The sequence below is a fragment of the Kangiella sp. genome, assembly GCF_014762745.1.
GTDB lineage: Bacteria > Pseudomonadota > Gammaproteobacteria > Enterobacterales > Kangiellaceae > Kangiella.
The window spans coordinates 38,118-58,636 of record NZ_JABURJ010000104.1; the positions used below are offsets into that span (position 1 = coordinate 38,118).

Below are 20,519 nucleotides of genomic sequence, written 5' to 3' on the forward strand. Positions count from 1 at the left end.
AATCACTTTGTTAACTTGGGAAAATGTATATGAACGATATTAATGAACCCAACGAAACCCGGCGCCGGTTTTTGATAGGCGCTACCTCTTTTGTGGCCGGTGCCGGCCTCGTGGGTGTCGCCACCCCGTTTGTGCAATCGTGGAATCCAAGCGTCAAGGCGCGGGCGGTGGGTGCCCCAGTAAGAGTGGATGTCAGCAAGATCGAGCCGGGCACCATGATTACTGCTGAATGCAGGGCAAGCCGGTATGGGTGCTGAGGCGCACTCCTCAAAACCTTCAGAATCTTGATAAGCCCGATCATCGTGACGAATTGCGAGATCCGGACTCGGATGTTAATCAACAGCCGGAGTATGCCAGTAATTCGTATCGCAGTATCAGAGATGACATATTTGTGGCGGTGGGGATTTGTACGCACCTGGGGTGTGTGCCGAACTATGAGCCTGAAGGGATGAAAGGTGTAGAACATGCCTTGTTTTTTTGTCCCTGTCACGGTTCGAAATTTGATTTGGCTGGAAGGGTATTCAAAGGCGTACCCGCACCGACTAATTTGACTATTCCACCGCATCAGTACCTCGATAACAATATCCTGGAAATTGGCGCCGATGCTTCACAAGCTAGTATAGATTGATGCAGATATGGTCGTTGAGTGTTTATATTCTCCAATAGCTAAAGAGAAAGAGGAGCAAAGCTTTTCTAACAACAGCGTAAGTGGCAGGAAATAGAAACACAGCATCAATAATAACAGAGCCTACCAGGTACAGTTAAAACTTTTGGGAATCATATTGCCAAATTTGGCAATATGTTAAAGTACTTGTTAATCTCATTATATGGATTGGTCATGGATCTTTCATTGACATTGATCCTGTAATCATATTTCCGCAAATTATTTTCATTTACTTTACAACAACTTGGAAAGAGGGAATAAATATGTTGCCAAAGTATTGGTATTAAATATCGGGATTTGGAATTGCGTCAGTTTATTTTTGTTACTTGTGCAAGCTAAGTTGGTACAGCTCATTGATGATCCAGCGTTAGTTCTGTTTTACAGAGGAGTATATTGAAATGCATAGCATCATCGACACGAATCCTTCCGTTTGTGGATGTCTGGAAGGCCTGGATATCGGGAGCGAGTCCTTTTGTGTCTTTAATGAGGGAGACGCACTCTATGCATCGATGCTGGATTCTATTGCGAAGGCGGAAAACAGCATACTGTTGGAAAGCTATATTTTTGCCGACGACAGCTTGGGACAACAGTTTTGTCGAGCATTGATTGAACGGGCGCTGGCTGGCGTTAAAGTGAAAGTTCATATCGATGCCGCGGGTTCCCTGTTCTGGTTCTCGCGCAAGATGCAAAATCACATGCGCGATAATGGTGTGGAACTGCGCTGGTTCCACCGTTGGAGCTGGCGCAGACCATGGCGCTATAACCACCGCAATCATCGTAAATTGCTGATAGTTGATAACCGTATCGCCTATCTCGGCGGTTTCAATATTCACAAGGAAAATTCCTGCAAACACTATGGTGAGGCCCGTTGGCGTGATACCCATGTGAGCTTTGATGGTTCGCTTGTCAGCGTGGCGGCGCAGTTGTTTGATGCATTTTGGCACGGGAAGCTGCGTTCGCAGCCTCTACAAAAGGCCGAAGGTAGCAAACTTCTGCACAATCAAACGCTAAGCTGTCGCCACCGTCTGCGCTGTGTGTATGGGGAAGCCTTTAGCAAGGCTAAAAAGTATATTTACCTGACGACACCCTATTTTGTTCCCGACAATCATACGCTCAGGCAATTATGCAAGGCGGCAGAGCGGGGTGTGGATGTCCGGCTATTGGTCCCCGGCAAAACCGATGTACGCATAGCGCGCTGGGCCGCTCGACATATTTATGCATCGCTACTTGAATCTGGTGTAAAGATATACGAATACCTGCCCCGGGTACTGCACGCAAAGACCGTGGTGACCGACGATCATTGGTCGATGGTGGGTACGTCCAATCTGGACTATCGAAGTTTATTCACAAACTACGAACTGAACCTTGCAACCATCGACCAACAACTGGCGAGAAAGCTCAAGCAGCAGTTCATTGAGGATTTATCATTGTCGGAATGTATATCACTTAACGACTGGAAAAAGCGTGATGGTGTAACGAGGTGGCAGGGACGTGTGGCTATGATACTTAAACGTTGGTTGTGAAATTCTTGTATTTAATAAAGAAGCTGGTGAAGTTTGTCTGTTGCTGCCAACGTCTTGGCTGACGGCTTGTTGATGCCAAAATCAACCGACGTAAAGAAAATTTTGAATTGCCGATGTATGTCTGCCATGGTTGCTATTAGCTCCATGTCAACTGAAACTCAGCTCCTACGATGGACTTTTGCGCGGTGCAACGTCTCAACTGTTTATAACCCATCAAGGCATCACCACAAGGCTTTTTGTAGATAATCAATCCGTCACCGACAGGCGAAGGCTGGGGTTTCATGAGGTGATAACGTCAGGGATGTCGGCAACAGGTGGCACGCAGCACAATGGTGATGTCCTATTCAGACTCATTAACGTAACATCACAGAATACTTTTCAAGTGGGTCGGATATTACCTGAAAATTTCCCACTGGATATCAACCGCAGATTATCCTGTTCGACTAAAAGTGAGATTGATGATTACCTCTTAATTGATCCAAAATCCGCCATGCCCTATGGTATGGCGCCTTTACCTCCGCAAGTACAGGCGGTATTGAAGAGTTTGATTAAGCTGGGCTATCACAATTTCAAAAAAGCCGATGCCTTTACCCTCTGACGTCACTGAAAAACATCGCGAATGGGAGTCGTTTTTTAATCAAGACTCGGTTCGCCATAAGCTTGTTGTACGCTATTTGTATGAGCATCTGTTTTTGGGGCATTTGGCGATTTCTGATAAAAGTAGGAAGTCGTATTATTTTCGACTAATTCGTTCATCAACACCAATTGGTCTGACTGCCAACGAATAAGGTAAATTGATGTCTAACCTTCTTTTACCCGGTGTGGCGCTGGCTGTGCTGGTGGTTTTATTTCTACCGAGGGTACGCAATGCCTCTCTTTGGCGGGCTACGGTAACACCACTGGCGACAATAATCGGCAGTGGATTTTTGATTTCCGGGCCGCTACTCAGCCATGTTGTGGCGGCGTGGGCTCCGGTTGCGATGCTGGGGATTCTCCTGGTGGCGTTTGCTATCCCGGTAGGTTGATTTCGCAGATCTAAAGTGGCATTAAAGAGACATTTAATGGTGACTCGAACCTGAGTGTTCTCCACGGCCGGTAGACCGAGAGTTGCCTTGTGGGCATCGCGGGAGCGTTATCAGTGAGAGCAATGCCGGAAGTGATGATTCTGGTGCGCTGTATAACAAACTGGAAGGAAAAATACTTCCTTTATTACGAGAACCACAAAGGATGGATCAAGGTGATGAAAGCAAGTATTGGGTAAAATGCTTCATTTTTTTATAGTCACCGTATAATGTGGAGGTACGCAAGTGATGCTTACATACGTTAGGGAAAATTAGTTCGAACAATAAATGTAACTTGTCATAACGCCACCTCGTGGGCAAATGGTGATCCTGTCACGCAATTAAACTGTCCTAATTCATATTGATTCATTTCGCTGCTCTGGTTGACGAATTCACCAGGAGCATGGCAGCTATAACCAGAAAGACTCCCAGCCACTGCATTGAGGAAAGCGATTCAGAAAAATAGGTGTAACCTAAATACAGCCCGAATACAGGCGTTAGAAAGCTGTAGACATTGAGCTTGTATAGTGGCGCAGTATCCATCAACCAGAACCACAGAATAAAAGGAAGAGCAGTGCCAGGCAATGCCAGCGCCAGTAAGATCCACACATAATCCCAATTCCAACTCATGGGCGGCAAGGATGTGTTATAAAAAGCCAATAGCGACAGGGGAATAGCCCCCAGTAAGAGCTGGAATCCCATGGCATATAGCACATCGACACGATTAGCAGACTTCTTCAACAAGATATTGCTGATCGCTAGACCTGCAGCTGCAATAACAACATAGGCGATACCGCTCAATGACTGATCATCTGTGGCGAAAAGGCTTTCCGCACTGATGACCACGATTCCTGAAAAGCCGAGTAGGGTGCCCAGCAGTGCCCGCATCCCCATGCGTTCGTTCAGAATATGCCAGCCCAGAAGGCCGGCAATTAGAGGTTGTGTGTTGGTTAGTACGGTTGCCAGTCCGGGTGTGATTAGGCTGCCCGCATAGAACATGCCCCAGAACCCAATACTCGTTGCGGTTAGACCAATGCCAAGGATATAGAGGTAGACTTTAGTGGACCTTGGGAAAGGTCTACCTAGGATCCAAGCGATGACAATTAAAAAGATACCCGCAATCACTGCCCTAAACAATGCCGTCAACATAATCGGGGCATACGGTAAACTCAGGGAGATAAGCGGGAAACATGTTGCCCATAACACCATGGTGAATACAGCGCCAATAGTAGCAAACACTTTAGGACGCATGGGTTAAGTCGCTATATCCACTGGCTAGCTGCCGAGTCTTTCAAATGACTTGTTACTCTTCTATTAACATGTTTCATTTGTCGAGTAATGAATCTGTTTGTTTAAGGGTCATTTTTAACTGGACAATAGTTTCGTCAACTTCATCCATGTAATCAAATTTGTATTTGCTCATTTTTTCTTTGAGATGCGGGTAGTCATTTGCCATTAAGTTTCTCACAGGCAAGCAATTTTCCCTGCATCATTTCGATTTGTTCTTAAAGACTTTGTAAGCGCTCTTCTTCTTTGATGGTCGTTTCGAAGCGCGCCTGTTGTTCAGTAACTGCGAGGTCATATTTCTCAATGTCCTTTATTGGGTCATGAGCAGAATGGGCGAAAGCCATTCCAGAAAACAGTAGCGAGCCGATCAGAGCAAGTGTGTGAAAGAATGATGATTGAGTCATTATTATAATCCTATTATAAACCAGCAACGATAGCGGTTGATAAAGTGGTTAATAAACGCGTTTAAAAAATATGAAATTTAGTGGTCATGCATTTCAGTCGCGCTGCCCCGAGATGTCAGTATCTGATACTGGTCCTCAGACAGTGTCGGCAACCGCTGCAAAAAGGCCACCATATTCCAGATACGCTCGTCACTGTGGGTTGGTCCCCACGCCGGCATACCCGATGCTTTTATGCCGTGCTTGATAATCCAGAACTGGCGTTGGATAGCTTCTTCTGTCATATTCTCCGATACGTATGCTTTGTTGAGTTGCTGTTGTTCATAAATATCTGTAATTGCTGTTAAATCAGGAGGGGAGGGGTAAAGCCCGATTGTTAAGTCACTTTCTTTTTTGCCTGGCTTTAGATGGCAACCTGCACACATGTCATTATAATCTGCACCACCCGCCAATAATCGATCAGAGGTATTCAAATTGTCAGGAATTTGAATGTTGCTAGCTGCGCGGGCGATGGAACGTTCACGCACAGTTTCTAGCAGCCAGTAAGTCACTTTGTTGTGGGGCACATCAGCCCCGATCGGGTAAACACCGGAGTAGATAAACAGTCCTCCGCCTAGAAGACCAAGTACAGCAGCAATGAGTAGACTCTTGATAAAAGCGGTGAGTGATGGCATGTGAATTTCCTATTTTTAATGGGACCAATGAATGTGCTTGATTTTCCAGAGTTTGCCTTGTTTTTCCAACACGATGGTTTCCATTCCTTCGTTGTCATGTTCTTTGCCTTTATATTTGCCTTTCGTATGGGTGCGCGACTTTGAAATGGCGGTAGTTCCCATTACCTGTACCTGATGTTCCAGAACCTCAATATTCATTTCCTTTAAATACTTCATGTCCGCCTGCATGTGATGCTGGGTATATTCATCGGCGCTACGCTCTACGCGCCCCCCTTCAAATATGGTCACCTGATCTGCAAGCAGGCTACGAGCTAAGCGGCCATCGCCAGTGCGTAGCGCCTTGTGGAATGTCGTAACTACTTTTGCGGCTTCTGTTTCCAAGCCCGACACAGGGCCTTTCTCGGAATCTGTGACACTAACAGAAGAATCGGAGCGCTGGTTACCCGCGTCCATCTTGTGCTCTTTATGGTTGTCGTCCGATCCATGACTTTGTTCCTCGCCATGCCCTACATCTTGATGCTGGTCTTTCATACACTGTTTCATCATGGCCTGCATGACCGGATCGTTCTTATCCATCTTACTGTGATCCATGTTTTTCATCGCGGCGCAATCCGGTTTTTTAGCGTCTTTCATGTGCTCTTTCGGGTCATGAGCCTGGGCTGAATGAGCGACGCCCAAGACGATCAGTACTAGAACAGGTGATAAAATTTTACGTTTCATGGATAGTTTCCTCGTGGGATTAGAAGTAGTGTTAATGATTAAAACCAGAATCTGAGACCGGCCACGATCTGGGTGTTCGAGCGGTCCTCGCCTGCAACGCGCCGGTATTTAGCCGTATTGCCATAAGTGCTTGTCCATTCAACCCCGATATAGGTGGCGAACTGACGGCTGTACTCATAGCGCAAACGTAGGCCCAGAGCAAGATCCGACAGACCAGAGCCCAAACCATTGTCCGGGTCGTCCTTGCCGTACAGGCTCAGCTCGGCGCGAGGTTGTAAAATCAGTCGTTGTGTCAGCAATAATTCATACTCAGCTTCAGCGGCCAGTGCGGTCCGGCCGTTGTTACCCACATAGGCGGTAAGATCCAGTTCAAACCAATAGGGGGCAAGCCCTTGTAGACCCAGCGCCATCCATTGACGATCTTTACCTTCGTCATATTGATCAATCCGAACACCGACTTGGGTGTCAAAATAGGCGTTCAGCGCATGCCCCCAGAGTAGATCGGTTGAGCTTTCTTCCAAGCTGCCATCTGAGATATCGCCTTCCGCCTTGATGACTAGCTTGTCGTAGGTAGTTCCGTACCAGCCCTGGAGATCGTATACGGTGGTATCACTGTCTTGCTGGTATTCGAAGCGGTCACCGAGCACAGCCCAATAGGCTTTTTCATCAGCCAGTTTCAGTTGTCGTGGGCCCGGCTGTGCGTAGGGCCCTTCGGTGAGCGTGTAGCCGTCAGAGTAGGCATGGGGATCGCGCGCATCGGCTGGCGCGCTGCCTCCTTGTGCCTTCATCTCACCATGATCCATCTGTGCTATGGCGTCATTCGTCTGCAAGCTGCTGGCAGATAGCATCACTGCAGCTAACCAGTTCATAGTCATCATTCTCATGACACCACCACCTCGCGGAACATGCCCGCATCCATATGAAACAGCAGGTGACAATGCCAGGCCCAGCGCCCCAAATCATGAGGAGTCGTCAGGTAGCTGATACGTTGTGCTGGTTGCACCGGGATAGTATGTCGACGTACTCGAAGCTCTCCTTGGTCAGTTTCAATTTCACTCCACATGCCGTGCAGATGCATTGGGTGAGTCATCATCGTATCGTTTTGCAATATGATTCTGACTCGTTCGTTATGTCGCAGGGATACAGGAGTGCTTTTGCCAAACTCTAAACCGTCGAATGACCAGCTGTATCGTTCCATATTCCCTGTGAGGTGGAGCTCTAACTCTTTTAGAGGTGGACGAAGGTCATCCATCACACCATCAATGGATTTTAAATCCGCCAGAGTGAGCACACGGTGTCCTTGCGGGCGTAACTGCCTCTGACTTAAATTACGCAGGCCTATGCCAGGATCATCCAGTCTTGTGCTCGGCATATCGACACGCATGTCTACAGAAGGCCCATATTCGCTACTTGCGTGGCGCACATTGGGTGAAGGTTTGGAATGCGGATTCTGTGCAGGGTGTTTTTTACCCTGCATTTTATGGTTACTTTGCTGACTATTAGTCATGCCGCTATGCATATCGGAATGTTTCATCCTTTCCGTTGCGCTTTTATCCATCCCTTTGTGGTTCATTCCTTCATGATTCATACTGCCCATCATATCGGCCATGGTTAGCCACTCGACAGGATCAAGTTTTGGTGTAGGTGCAGACAAGCCTTGGCGGGTCGCCAGTGTGCCCCTGGCATAGCCACTGCGATCCATACTTTGTGCAAAGAGGGTATAAGCGTCATCCTGTGGTTGCACTAACACATCGTAAGTTTCTCCAGGACCGAAGCGGAACTCATCAACCGTTACAGGCTCCACATCCTGACCATCGGCCTGTATAACTGTCAATTTTAAGCCCGGAATACGAACATCATAGAAGCTATTGCTGGCGGCATTGATAAAGCGAAGTCGTATGCGCTCTCCTTTACTGAATAAGCCAGTCCAATTGCCGGCGGGGGTTGTTCCATTCATCAAAAATGTCATTGTAGCTGCTGAAAGATCTGCAAGATCTGTGGGGTTCATACGCATACTGTTCCACATTTGACGTTTTTCCAATGCACCCTGAATTCCCATTTTGGATACATCTCGTGTAAAATCGAAAAATGTAGGCTGGCTGAAGTTGTAGATATCACTTTGCACCTTTAGCTTGCTAAATACATGCATTGGGTCCTCGTCTGTCCAATCCGAAAGCTGGACCACATGCTCCCGATCAGCGCTGTGCCTTTCTCCCAATCTGGGCTCGATAATAAGGGCACCGTACATTCCAGTCATTTCTTGGAACCCTGAATGGCTGTGATACCAATAAGTGCCGCTTTGACGCAACTTGAATCGGTAAATGAAGGTTTCCCCTGGTGCAATGCCTTTGAAACTAATGCCAGGGACACCATCCATCTGGTAGGGTAACAGGATACCGTGCCAGTGAATGGAAGTTGCAACCGGCAGGCGATTGATCACGCGGATTCTCACTTCATCGCCCTCTCGCAAGCGCAGCGTTGGAGCAGGGATTGCTCCATTGATGGTTGTGGCCATCCGTGTAACACCGGTAAAATTGACAGGCGTCTCTGCTATGACTAGATCAATTTCACGACCGCTTAGCACGGGTGCTGAGCCTTGCGAGGTTAGGCTTGTAATCCCAGCCTGCAGCCACCCAGGAGTGGCTGCCATCACACCACCAACTGCCAACCCTTGGACGAATCGGCGCCGACTGATATTCGGTAGTATGAATTCGGATCTTCTTTTCATCGAGCAATATTTCCCGAATGGGTTACTTGGTCTTGACAATTGGGTGTTTACGGCGGAACGTCTCTTTGATCACCGCTTTTAATACCAAACACATTAACGCCCGAGGCCTGTCACCAGCATGACTTTAGAATGACAATGTTGTAATCTTGTTGTCATACCATTGTTGGGAAGAGTGATTTATCTTAAGAATTAAGTTGGTCAGTAATAATAATATACGGAGTATTAAGCTATGCGCTTGTTAGTGGTCGAAGACGAAATCAAGACGGGTGATTATTTACAGCAAGGCCTGACTGAAGCTGGCTTTATGGTCACTTTGGCGCGCAACGGTCTTGACGGACATCACCTCGCGATGACGGAAATATTTGATCTGCTGGTGCTGGACGTAATGCTTCCGGATGTTAATGGTTGGCAAATCGTACAATCCATCAGAGAAGCGGGACACCAAACTCCCGTGCTTTTCCTGACGGCCCGCGACAGCGTGAATGATAGAGTTAAAGGCCTCGAAATGGGGGCGGATGATTACCTCGTCAAGCCTTTTGCGTTCACTGAACTGCTAGCTCGCATACGCACTTTGCTTCGCAGATGCTCGACCCCCGTACTGACTGATCAAATTAAAGTCGCTGATCTAAGCCTGGATCTGCCGCGGCACCGGGTCATTCGTGCGGGTCGAAAAATTAGTCTTAGCCACAAAGAATTTTGTTTACTGGAACTACTGGTGCGTCGCCAGGGTGAGGTGTTGCCGCGTTCGTTAATTGCCTCTCAGGTGTGGGACATGAATTTTGATTCTGACACCAACGTCATTGATGTCGCTATACGACGCTTGCGAGCCAAGATTGACGACGAGTTCGATACAAAGCTTATTCATACCGTACGAGGCATGGGTTATATGCTGGATGTTGAGGATGACCTTGATGAAATTTAGTCGGATCATCCATCGCCCGCTTTCACTGACCAACCGAGCGATGCTGTTCGTGGCGATTGCAATCAGTTTTAGTATGTTGATAATTGGACATTTGGTGCAAAGCGCAGTGGAGCGTCATTTTGAAGAGCAGGACGCCGATGAATTAGCGGTGATTACCCAAGCTGTAGAATCAGCGCTGAATAAGGCAAGCGCTGAAAGGCTCCCACCGGAAGATGTATTGGCAAAAGCTGTTTCAGGCCACCATGGTGTGTATTTTCAAGTCTGGGATGAACACCATCAGTTGATTTTTGGGCCACCAAATCTGCATCCCTCTAAGCAAACCATCACCTACTTTGCGGTAGAGAAAATTCAAGCCGACAATTTATATCGTTGGTCAGTCGATGAAAAAACCTTCCGTGGCATTGTGACGCAAACCCAAGTTGGCAACCACCGGTACCATATTGTTGCTGTCATCGATATGGGCTTTCATTTGCACTTTCTGGACAGCTTTGGGCGTACGCTATGGCTTATTATGAGTCTAGCAGGTGTGATCACATTGTTAGCAGCGTGGTTCGGTGTCCACCAAGGCCATGCCCCACTGCGTGCATTAAGCAAGGTAATTCAGAATGTTCAGGCGGATCATCTTGATGTGAGGCTGGATACTGACACGATCCCCGCAGAGCTGATTACCTTGGTTGATTCCTTTAATCGTATGATCAGTCGGCTTGAAGAAAGCTTCGACAAGTTGTCTCATTTTTCCGCTGATATTGCTCACGAATTGCGGACGCCCTTAACCAACTTGATTACCCAAACTCAAGTTGGTTTAAGTAAGTCCAGAAGCCATGATGAATATCGAGAGTTGTTATATTCAAGCCTTGAAGAACAGGAACGGTTGACCAAAATGGTGAACGACATGTTATGGCTGGCACAAAGTGAAAACGGTTTACTGAGGCCTGACCGAGAAAAGCTTGAGTTAGTTCAGGAGGTAGAAGCCACTTTTGAATTTTTAGAAGCCCTGGCTGAGGAAAAGGGTATTCGCTTTCAAGTCCAGGGGAAGCCCACAGCTTTCGTTGGGGATAGGGCAATGTTGCGACGCGCATTATCCAACCTGCTCTCTAACGCACTTCGATTTACATCCGAAGGTGGTATGGTGCAAGTCAATATATGGCAAGCCAGTAATGCTGTCTACCTGCGTGTGAAAAACCCCGGCCCGACTATAGATTCCGCACACTTACCTCATTTGTTCGACCGTTTTTATCGGGTTGACCCTTCGCGTCAACGCCAGAGTGAGGGCGCAGGACTGGGGCTAGCAATTGTAAAGTCCATCGTTGAGGCTCACAACGGCACCATCTCTGTGTCTTCAGCATATGGAATAACGTCCTTCACAATCATCTTTCAACAAGTGGCCAATGATAGGCATAGAGTAGCAGGGGCTTTGTCATGAGCCTGTTCACCATCGGAAAATATGCACAAGCTGTACAAGTCAGTGTATAAACCATCCGCTATTTCAAACACCGAGGCCTCATCACGCAAACTCTGAAACCAGTCCAAGGGTACCGCACTTATTCCTAGGGCACGCAGGCAAGGATGTTATTTTTCTAGCGCGCCACGAAGAGATCTACAACCTGTTATCACTGTGTGAGTCCCATTGTGCGGAAGTCCAGGAACTGGCTGAACACAAACTGACAAGCGTGCGTGCAAAAACCACCGAAGCGTCGTTTGGGGCAGGTATTGGATGGTCTGCAGCAAGCGTCTACAGATTGCTCTCCCGTTAAAGTAAAACTACCGTTTATTGCAAGATGTTCCATTAGTGAATCCTCAACCGGCACAACAGGGCAGTTCTTCCACATCCTTGTCAAAGGTTTGCGCACACAGTTTCAAACCTTCTAGAGGTACGGCCACGATTCGTTACAAATCGACCAAAAATATACTTAACCTCATGAATTATAAGTAATCTTTCAAAAATCTTGGTTGCATATTTTGATCTGCACACAGTTATCAGATATGTCTATCGGAAGCTTTCACTTCTAACACCTATACCGTATCTCCTTGTAATTACCAAGGGTGTATTCAATATCATGCAAACTCGACTCACCCACTACTACGGAACTTGGCTCTTTGTGATATCCAGTTTGTAATTCAGAGTTTTACTTTTTTTGCTTAAATCTAGATGGTAATCACCGAAGCGATTAATATGCTCGGTTCGATACGGTGAAAGAAACTTCAGCACCTCTTCTGAAACTGGGATTTGACGGTGCTTCAATTGCGATAGAACTTCTGACATGGATTGAACGTTATGCAAAATAACCAGATTAGCTACAAGTTGATTGTACTTAATGACCTTACGCTGTTCGTGCCGGACATTCTCAGCAATAATGCCGTCACCGCCAAAAAACAACCACTTGGTGAAGTTATTGAACTCTTCACTTTTGTTGGTGGCTGCATGAATGGTACGCCTGAGCTCCACATCACCGATGTACTTCAGTAAGAATGCTGTTCGGATCACTCGTCCTAACTCCCGAAACGCAAAATACAGTCGATTCTTCCGACTGTAAGTGCCTAAGCGTTTGAGTATGGTCGATGGCGCTATTTTGCCGGCTTGGATAGACAGCGCCACACGCAACATATCAGGCAGATGTCGCTCTATTAGTGACCAGTTAATATTACCTCTAAACAATCGGTTAATGTGTTTATATTTAACGCGACCATCCGCTTTATAGAATACCAGCTTCTTGATGTTCCGTATTCGGGGCATCAAATCAATACCGAGTAAGTAAGCTAGGCCAAAGACAGTCGTGCTTTGAGCCTGAGTGTCACCATGAATCACATCAGGTTGAATGTCCGATTCATTTTTAATGAGACCATCAAGAATATAGATAGCCTCGTAGACGCCGCAAGGAATGAAATGACTGAATAACGCGATGTAAGTATCCGAGACATGGTAATAGCCAATACCACCATAGCCGCCGTAACGGATATGATATTCTGACAACAGGTTTTGCTCATATACGTTCCACTTGGTTCCGTCAGCAGAGGCCGATTTGCCTGTACCCCAGTAAGATGGCAACTCAAATTTATTATAAGCATTCACGGTTTTCACAATAGCTTTTTCAAGCTTCTCCTCAGTGACATGCTTTAGATTCAGCCAAGCAACTTGCTTGCGGGTTAAGTTTTTGATGGAGCGTGCCGTTTGAGTTGGGCCAAGATTACAGCCATAACAAAAAAGCGTTGAAATAAAGCGCTTGCGCGGATTATCAAGTTTACTCTCAAAGCCTGATATGGGTTTAAATAGCTTGTGGGCGTCCAGCCATTGCTCTGATTCCACTAGAATATCGACAATGCTCTTTTCCTCAAGAGAGTCTCGTAAGGCTTCATCCAGCTGCTTGAGCTGTTTGGGCTCTGGAGTATTCTGATGTCTTCTGATCACAAGCTGATCGTTATTGAAGTCTAGAAACTCATTGGATTGAAATTGCTCGTCCACCTGAGCTGATAACTCGCTAAGCGTTTCTTTTAGTTCAGTCACAAAGGTTTTGCTATCCTCTGAAAACCCTAGCATATTGGTGTATTCAGGCAGGCCTTGTTCGTACTCATCCCAACTGATTAGTTCTTTACGATAATCTGAATGCTCCTGGCTGTAACGAATGAATAAATCACCTGAACTGAGTTCGTTCTTGATCCGAGACAACACGCATAACTCGAAGTATTTGCGGTTAATCGTTTTCGTGTCTGCGTTGAATATCAGCTTCTTCCATTTATCGTTCATCCAAGGCTGTGCGACAAAGTCATCATAGTGGCCGAGCTCCTGCTTGTGGGTATTTCGATACTCCAAGATGATTTCTAGCGCCCTTAGGATCGAATTATCTTCAGATGATGAGCCTAGAGCTCTAAAAGCTCCAAACAGTTTAGAAGCTGGGCTCGTTGCGGCTTATACAATTTAAGCATGAAGGGATAATAATTATTTCCGGCATAGGCTAAGTGCTCTTCACACTCTGCCAATAGTACTGATGGCTCTTCGCTCATGGCGTTTCGGATATCTTCCAGTGACGGCTGTATGTCAGCTTCATTATCACCATAAGTTTTTAAGACATTACGAAATTGGTTGATGAGCTTTTCCGTTCGCTGAGTATGCTCCTGGTGGTATTCCATCAGCCGAGTCTCCGCAGACTGGTGCAACTTATTCAGTTTACGCTTAAAGATACCCGCCACATCGTCTAACGATTGACTTAATTTTGACTGGATCAATAGCACCATCAGTGTGTAACGTTTAGCTTGCTTCATTTCTTTTAAGTGAAAAGCATCCAGTGAACGAGCTTCTAAAGTGTAATGGTGTTTTTTCGTTAACGGTAAGAATTCCATATTTGGCAATCGTTCGACCAAGTCTTGTAGCCATTTCAAATGTTGAAGGTAGCTTTTGACTTCTTTATTTGTAGGCTTTTTGACCTCCCGTTTAATCGAGTCCCAGCGCGTTTTTCTTCCAGAGCTATTGAGCATTTTATCCAACTCAATTGTCATCTCATGATTCAGCTTTTTATGTGTTTGCTTGAAATAGGTATCGTTGACCTGCTTTTTAGCTGATTTGGCATGTTTAACCAGAGTTGAGAAGCCTGGTAATTCATAGCGCTGTTTAACCAGCTCCTCGATAACTACATTGATAACATCAGCGAGCTCATGCTTTTTTTCTGATGCTTCGGATGAAAGCTTATGAAGCAATAATGTTGCTGTATTATTATTCTCAATAAGCTTAATGTTTAGATACCGCCTCACTAAAATCTTTAAACGGGTTCGACTCCCACCCCTGTCAAAGCGTGCTAAGTACTTTTTGGGAGTGTCGCCCATTTTCATCAGCTCAGAAATATGAGTAACAATCTTGTTTGGGATGTCAGAAGATTTGAGAAAATACCCTAAGCGCTGAGTTAATTTAATATGAACTAACAGGGCAAGCTGATCTAATTTGCGCCGGCGATGCTGGCGAATATAGGCCATGTCCTCTGGTGTCGGTGTATATACAGACTATAATTCAGACTGACTCATGTTGGGTTTAATGCGCGGGTAAGCGGTTTCATTGATTGTTGTCATAGAGATATAAAATAACGTCCACGGATATCATGGCCAATTAGGTGGCTTGATCATTTGGTTACCTTTTAAAGGTTCAGCTGTTTAGCTCAGTCGCTACACCTTGCACCTTACCTATAGTAATATTTAATGTTGCGCAGTTTAATGAACCCGCCCTAGACATTTCGTGCTCAAGTTCACTCTATATTGAATTAATGCTTAACATTCATATTTCATGAGGCCTGTGGAACATTGTAGTCTTCATTCCAGTTTTATTGTATTGCACTACTTGAGTGGCTCAATAAAGCGTTGCTGAATTCGATTATATGAATCTATGTAGCGTAGAGCCGTTTTGGGATCTTTCCAACCAACGTACTCCATTAAATCTTTGAGACTCCAATCATTACTGTCTGCCCATGAAGCAAATCCTCGGCGTAAAGAATGACTGCTAAAGCTCTCAGGATGCTCAAGCCCTGCATCCCTGGCGCAATCGCGCACGATATTGATGATGGTATTCGGCGTCATATTGTGTTGGTTGAAATGCCCCCAGCGATCGATCCCGATAAACAGTGGGCCCTCGGTTAATTCAGCAGCTGTTATCCAGTCCTGATAGGCGGTGACTGGGCAGAGTTTTTGCAGAGCCGGTACTTTATAGGTCGTACCTTTATTGTTTCTATCGCCTTTGGAGTTTGGCAAATACAATGACATTCCTTTATTGGGGATCACGATTACGTGCTCAATGTAGATGTTGGTGAGTTCATCTGCACGAAAGGCTCGCCAGAACCCGAGCAGCAGAATGGCTTTGTTTCGGATATGCCTTAAGCGCTGCCAGTAATCTTTACTTTCTGTAATCAATGAATCCAACGACTGAATAATGGTGTCGAGCTCTTCTAACTGAAGCGGTCGAGCCTGCTTAGGTTGGTACGGATGCGTTTGACGTATGCCTTTCATCACCTGTTTAACCAGGGGAGCTTTCGTGGGATCGGGAAAACCGTACTCATTGTGCCATTTAGCGAGTACGGCCAAACGATGTGCTAAGGTACTGGACGACAACTTATCGGCATAGTGACTGAGGTACTGCGCAATCGCATCAGGTGTTGCAGGTAACAGGCCGCCCCAGTGACGCTCATAGTGCTCAACGGCGGCACGGTAACTGCGTACCGTGTGTTCTCGAGTGGCGGCGTTGACGTAAAAGCTGACTAAATCAGTATTTTTAGAATCGGGCATGATTGCGTGTTATGTACGGCTTTGCCTCATCATATCGCCCAAAAACGCACATCACAATAGATAATCTACTATTATCTAAAATGAATTTTCGAAAGCTATAGACACGTAGATGACACAGTAATAATATGTATATACATATTATGTATTACATTACAAAATAATCAGAGACTTAAAAAATGGCGCGCACAGGCATCTCTCAATTTGACGTTGAAAAAGCATATAAATCATTGACTTCACAGGGTGTAAATAACCCATCAATTGATGCAATACGAGCTGAGCTGGGTAACACTGGCTCCAAAACCACTATCTCAAAATACCTCAAAGACATTAAAAAGACCCGTACTAACGGTACACTCACCGAGGTCAAAGTCTCCGACGCCATTGGGCACCTGGTAAGCCAGCTTGCTGCCAGGCTCAACGCTGAAGCGAATAAAACCATTGAAGACATGGAGCAAGCCTTTGATAAAGAGCGTAAGTCTTGGAATCAAGAAAAGTCAGGACTTGAGGAGTCGTTAAGCCAAGCCACAGAGCAAAATAAAGCTCTAAGTGATAACATTCACTCACTACAGGCGAAGCTCAATACTGCTAGCCGTGAGAGTGAGCAACTGAACACTGAGTTGCAAGGTATTCAAAGTGACTTGAAAGAACTTACAGCCGTTTGTGGACAAAAAGATGAACGAATTATCGATCTGGAGAAGAGTCTGCAACACAGTTATGACAACTTGAGCCACTTCCGCGAATCCGCTAAAGAACAGCGTGATCAACAAGAGCGCAAGCACGCTGAAGAAGTGTCGGGATTGCGAGCAGAGCAGCGAAAGCTGGGGCAAACCATTGCCTCTCAACAGTCAGAACTCACGCAGTTGAACCGTCAGAACGCTGAGCTAATCACCGAAAAGCGGTTGTTGGCCAAGTCACAGCGCGAACTTCAAAACTCATTAAAAGCGTTAACTGAACAGGTGCAGTCAGCCAGTACTGACAGAGAGGAGCTACTAGCGCAACTTGATGCTATAACCAAAGAAAACAATGAGCTAAACACTTCCGTTGTTCAGCTAGAGCATGAGGTTGAGGAATTGAAATCGCCCGAGAAACTCGCAAAAAAACAGGAAGTAGCCAAGTCTAAAAGCTAGCCTTTAAGCACAAAGCTGTGTAATAGTTGGTTAGTATCCACTTATCTTTTGTAAACTAACTGATAATCTGCTAGTCTACTGCCCTGCATTTATGAGAACGAGTAGAGACTCTTTTTTACCGTGAACCGTCAACTTTTAACTTTCGCTCTAGCCATATTGATTGCCCTGCAATCGGTAGTTGCTGTGGCGGACGTTCATCAGTTTCATCAATCCGGTTCTGAGCATCTTACTTTTGATCACGAGCATCAAAAAGCTCACTCTTCTCCAATACCAGATGATGACAAGCGTTGGTTAGAATCAGAAAAGAGCAAAAGCTACCAGCTTGATTGCCACCATTGTTGTCACTGTCATGGCTCATCACACCCTTTCTTTCTGGGTCGCCAAGATATCTCTGCTTCTCTTTATCAAAAGGGTGCTATTTTAGGCAACCCTTCCCATTACCGTTCCCATATAGCCTTCCCTGATAATCCCCCTCCGATCAGTTAAATACAGTACAAATAAACTTTTATTCTGAGGTATAGCGTTGTGCAAATGCCAACCCAGCTGTACCTGATGTACTTTGATTTTAATTGTGAGGAAATTTCATGAAGAAACTATCCGTTTCTTATGCGATGTGTGCCGTTATTTATTTGCTGTCGGCTTCGGCGCAAGCGCAACCCGTTGATTGGGAGCGCTGGCTGGCATCACAGATAAAGCAGCACCCAGACATCATCGCGGCCCGCGAGCAACTGCAAGGCTCGGAAGCTACTGCGGACGCAGCGGAACAGCCACTTTACAACCCGGAGTTATCTTCTGAGCTGGAACAGGTTGGTGAAGAAAATAACTACCGTGTAGGTGTTTCTCAAACGGTTGACTGGTGGGATAGACGAGGTGCTAAACAGCAGCAGGCGGCTTTTATCCGACAAGCAGCCAAAGCCCAGTATCAGCAACAGGTTATGAGTAAGACTGCTGAGGCTCTATCAGCATTGGTTGAGTGGCGTGCCAGTAATCAAGCCGCCATTATTGCTCAGGCACAAAAAGAGCAGCTTAATGCATTATTGCAAGTGGCTGAAAAGCGCCAAAAAGCAGGGGATATAGGCACTATTGATGCTGAGCTCACCTTTCTATCTTTATCAAAACAGCTGGCACAGGTCGCTGAGCTTGAAGTCGCTTTGCAAAAAGCCGAAAGCAGAGTGCGCGAACTTTTGCCACAGTGGACTCCTGAAAAAGGAGGCATTCCCGAAGATTTCTGGCCTTCGGAGCCAGTGTCCATTACTGACCAGGAGTTGTTACAACATCCCTATGTTGCCAGCGCTCAGGCTCGCTGGAAGTCCATCAAGGAAGAGGCCGAAGCAACCCGCCGCGCAGCCAAAGCAGAGCCGACCTTTGGAGTCAATGCTGGTCGCGACGGTGGAGAAAATACTGTCGGCCTGACCTTCTCGATTCCTTTGAATGTACGTAATGACTACAGTGCCGAAACTCGTGTGGCTAATCGTGCAGCACTAGAAGCAGAGGCCCGATTCTTGGCCGTTTATCGCAATCTACGGTTTGACTGGCAGGCTGCACAAGCTGCCTGGAAACGTTATGACGAGCAATACCGACGCTGGCTCGAGCTGGCTCGTGGCAGAGTTGAAAATAGTGCTGACTTGTTGGAACGCCAGTGGCGAAGCGGTGATCTATCAACAACTGACTACCTGCTCGCTCTCAACCAGCGTTCGGAGAGCCTGCTGGCAGGAATCTCACTCGAAAAGCACACACAACTTGCGTTAACCGAAGTGTTGCTGCACTCCGGCCAGCTCAGAGCTGTTGCACCAACTGCGACTAAGCCACTGAATTAAAGATAGGATAATGAACATGAATAGATTATTGATAGCGATGCTAAGCGCCGCAATGACTGCACCAAGCATAGGGCTTGCAGAAACGATGAGTGGTGAGGCGCACGAACATGATAAGAGCAAGCCTGCTCAAGAGGTTATTGAGCATAAGGATGATGCGTCTCACAAGGAGCACCCATCAAATGCCACGGATGAACATGAGCGTCATGGTGATACAAAACATGGGTCTAGCGATAGTTCCCACAATGAAAGTCATGATGATGCGGGACACAGCGAAAGTAATACTGAAGAAGATGGACATGGGCATCAAGAAGAAGCTTCTGCCACTACGGCACTAAATGCTACTCAAATGACGATTGCTGATATCCAGGTTGCTCCTCTCACTGCCGAGCGCGTTGATTATGAGTTCTACGCACCAGGGGAAGTTCTTTCTAATGGATACACTAGCTACATAGTGTCACCGCGAGTAGCTTCCGTTGTATTACGTCGTCACGTAGCATTGGGCGCTCATGTCGAACAAGGTCAGCCACTGGTAACCCTGTTCAGTGAGGATGTGGCGCAGGCCCAGGCAGACTATCGCACCGCTTGGCCTGAATGGGAAAGAGTCCGCAAGCTCGGTCGCAAAACCGTTGGAGAGCAGCGTTATATCCAGGCCAAAACCAGCTGGGAGGCTGCTCGGGCAACGTTGCAGGCCTATGGGTTAGCTGAGTCAGATTTGCAGTCTCTGGCATCGCAAGATATTAAGGCATTGGGCGAATATACCCTACGTGCCGAAACCGATGGTTCTGTGTTATCTGACGACTTCGAGCAGGGGCAGCGCGTCGAAGCTGGTTCTCCTCTGATCAAGCTGGCCAATGAGAAGCAGCTCTGGGTCGAAGCACACCTTCCAGCAGATCAGTCTATATCACTTCCGCTCGGTACATTGGCTGACATTGTGGCTGGTGATATCCGAATTCAAGGCAAGGTATCCCAAGAAGCACATACCATAAACCCCGTTACACGAACCCGAACAGTGCGCTTATTGGTGGACAACCTGGAGCATAGGCTGCATCCGGGACAGTTTGCAGAGGTCTTCTTCCGTTTTCGTACAGAAGAGCCGGTATTGGCTGTGCCAGAGTCAGCACTGATGCGAAATCCCGATGGAGACTGGGCAATTTTTGTAGAAGAGAGTCCAGGGCAGTTTCGCTCTCAAGAAGTTGAACTAAAGCGAGCACTAGGTTCGTTGCGTGAAATTAACGGCATTGTTCCCGGAACACGTATTGTTACCGACGGTGCCTTTTTTGTTGCTTCACAAATCGCCAAAGGCGGTTTTGATCCGCATAACCACTAAGCATTAAGGA

Annotated in this window: 17 protein-coding genes and 3 pseudogenes; 10 read left to right on the forward strand and 10 right to left on the reverse strand. The window is 46.5% G+C overall.

Translation table 11 applies throughout. The features are described from left to right. Positions 1 to 29: 29 nt before the first annotated feature. The 4 genes and pseudogenes from petA to HUJ19_RS13050 all read left to right on the forward strand — a co-directional run bounded on the left by petA (position 30) and on the right by HUJ19_RS13050 (position 2,975). Positions 30 to 628 (forward strand): annotated as a pseudogene (petA, locus tag HUJ19_RS13045) (ubiquinol-cytochrome c reductase iron-sulfur subunit). A 434-nt stretch (positions 629 to 1,062) separates the two neighbouring features. Beyond that, the gene (locus HUJ19_RS08255) at positions 1,063 to 2,187 is read left to right on the forward strand and encodes a phosphatidylserine/phosphatidylglycerophosphate/cardiolipin synthase family protein (RefSeq protein ID WP_290623305.1); all 1,125 of its coding nucleotides are present in this window, start codon (positions 1,063 to 1,065) and stop codon (positions 2,185 to 2,187) included. Positions 2,188 to 2,365: 178 nt separating this feature from the next. Beyond that, complete coding sequence (locus tag HUJ19_RS08260; protein ID WP_157826401.1) at positions 2,366 to 2,785, forward strand: fatty acid cis/trans isomerase; 420 nt, start codon at positions 2,366 to 2,368, stop codon at positions 2,783 to 2,785. Then, the gene (locus tag HUJ19_RS13050) at positions 2,769 to 2,975 is read left to right on the forward strand and encodes a fatty acid cis/trans isomerase (protein WP_367273992.1); all 207 of its coding nucleotides are present in this window, start codon (positions 2,769 to 2,771) and stop codon (positions 2,973 to 2,975) included. The genes HUJ19_RS08260 and HUJ19_RS13050 overlap by 17 nt, the downstream gene beginning before the upstream one ends. On the opposite strand, the gene HUJ19_RS08265 is transcribed toward HUJ19_RS13050, so the two are convergent. The 8 genes and pseudogenes from HUJ19_RS08265 to HUJ19_RS08295 form a co-directional block, all read right to left on the reverse strand. Next, complete coding sequence (locus tag HUJ19_RS08265) at positions 2,921 to 3,277, reverse strand: hypothetical protein (protein ID WP_198555394.1); 357 nt, start codon at positions 3,275 to 3,277, stop codon at positions 2,921 to 2,923. The two genes, HUJ19_RS13050 and HUJ19_RS08265, sit on opposite strands and share 55 nt — an antisense overlap. A 337-nt stretch (positions 3,278 to 3,614) precedes the next feature. Continuing rightward, positions 3,615 to 4,499 (reverse strand): DMT family transporter, encoded by an 885-nt coding sequence (locus tag HUJ19_RS08270; protein ID WP_290623309.1) that lies wholly within the window; start codon positions 4,497 to 4,499, stop codon positions 3,615 to 3,617. Between the two features lie 254 nt (positions 4,500 to 4,753). Further along, positions 4,754 to 4,939, reverse strand: a complete 186-nt coding sequence (locus tag HUJ19_RS08275) for a hypothetical protein (RefSeq protein WP_106646704.1) — start codon at positions 4,937 to 4,939, stop codon at positions 4,754 to 4,756. A gap of 77 nt (positions 4,940 to 5,016) precedes the next feature. Beyond that, entirely contained in the window at positions 5,017 to 5,610 is a 594-nt protein-coding gene (locus HUJ19_RS08280) for a cytochrome c (RefSeq protein WP_106646705.1), read from the reverse strand. 15 nt (positions 5,611 to 5,625) lie between these two features. Further along, complete coding sequence (locus tag HUJ19_RS13055) at positions 5,626 to 6,063, reverse strand: nuclear transport factor 2 family protein (protein WP_106648061.1); 438 nt, start codon at positions 6,061 to 6,063, stop codon at positions 5,626 to 5,628. Between the two features lie 69 nt (positions 6,064 to 6,132). Further along, positions 6,133 to 6,330: pseudogene (locus HUJ19_RS13060) on the reverse strand (hypothetical protein); the annotation flags it as partial. 38 nt (positions 6,331 to 6,368) lie between these two features. Beyond that, on the reverse strand, positions 6,369 to 7,214 hold the full coding sequence (locus tag HUJ19_RS08290) for a copper resistance protein B (RefSeq protein WP_106646706.1): 846 nt from the start codon (positions 7,212 to 7,214) through the stop codon (positions 6,369 to 6,371). Then, positions 7,211 to 9,058, reverse strand: a complete 1,848-nt coding sequence (locus tag HUJ19_RS08295) for a copper resistance system multicopper oxidase (protein WP_106646707.1) — start codon at positions 9,056 to 9,058, stop codon at positions 7,211 to 7,213. Before HUJ19_RS08295 ends, HUJ19_RS08290 begins: the two co-directional genes overlap by 4 nt. 229 nt (positions 9,059 to 9,287) lie before the next feature. Between HUJ19_RS08295 and HUJ19_RS08300 the strand changes: the two genes are divergently transcribed. Beyond that, a complete protein-coding gene (locus tag HUJ19_RS08300; RefSeq protein ID WP_106646708.1) occupies positions 9,288 to 9,980 on the forward strand; it encodes a heavy metal response regulator transcription factor in 693 nt (230 codons plus the stop codon). Further along, on the forward strand, positions 9,961 to 11,403 hold the full coding sequence (locus tag HUJ19_RS08305; protein WP_227523797.1) for a heavy metal sensor histidine kinase: 1,443 nt from the start codon (positions 9,961 to 9,963) through the stop codon (positions 11,401 to 11,403). Before HUJ19_RS08300 ends, HUJ19_RS08305 begins: the two co-directional genes overlap by 20 nt. Before the next feature lie 657 nt (positions 11,404 to 12,060). Here the strand turns inward: HUJ19_RS08305 and HUJ19_RS13065 are convergent. Then, positions 12,061 to 15,035, reverse strand: a pseudogene (locus tag HUJ19_RS13065) (Tn3 family transposase). Positions 15,036 to 15,296: 261 nt separating this feature from the next. Then, positions 15,297 to 16,238 carry a site-specific integrase gene (locus HUJ19_RS08320; RefSeq protein ID WP_018624882.1) on the reverse strand — a complete coding sequence of 314 codons (942 nt, stop codon included), beginning with the start codon at positions 16,236 to 16,238 and terminating at the stop codon, positions 15,297 to 15,299. A 176-nt stretch (positions 16,239 to 16,414) separates the two neighbouring features. Between HUJ19_RS08320 and HUJ19_RS08325 the strand changes: the two genes are divergently transcribed. The 4 genes from HUJ19_RS08325 (at position 16,415) to HUJ19_RS08340 (ending at position 20,509) form a co-directional block, all read left to right on the forward strand. Continuing rightward, entirely contained in the window at positions 16,415 to 17,365 is a 951-nt protein-coding gene (locus HUJ19_RS08325; protein ID WP_018624881.1) for a DNA-binding protein, read from the forward strand. A 120-nt stretch (positions 17,366 to 17,485) separates the two neighbouring features. Then, entirely contained in the window at positions 17,486 to 17,851 is a 366-nt protein-coding gene (locus tag HUJ19_RS08330) for a hypothetical protein (protein ID WP_106646697.1), read from the forward strand. Between the two features lie 98 nt (positions 17,852 to 17,949). Continuing rightward, complete coding sequence (locus tag HUJ19_RS08335; RefSeq protein ID WP_018624879.1) at positions 17,950 to 19,182, forward strand: TolC family protein; 1,233 nt, start codon at positions 17,950 to 17,952, stop codon at positions 19,180 to 19,182. A 16-nt stretch (positions 19,183 to 19,198) separates the two neighbouring features. After that, the gene (locus tag HUJ19_RS08340) at positions 19,199 to 20,509 is read left to right on the forward strand and encodes an efflux RND transporter periplasmic adaptor subunit (protein ID WP_045980006.1); all 1,311 of its coding nucleotides are present in this window, start codon (positions 19,199 to 19,201) and stop codon (positions 20,507 to 20,509) included. Positions 20,510 to 20,519: the final 10 nt, after the last annotated feature.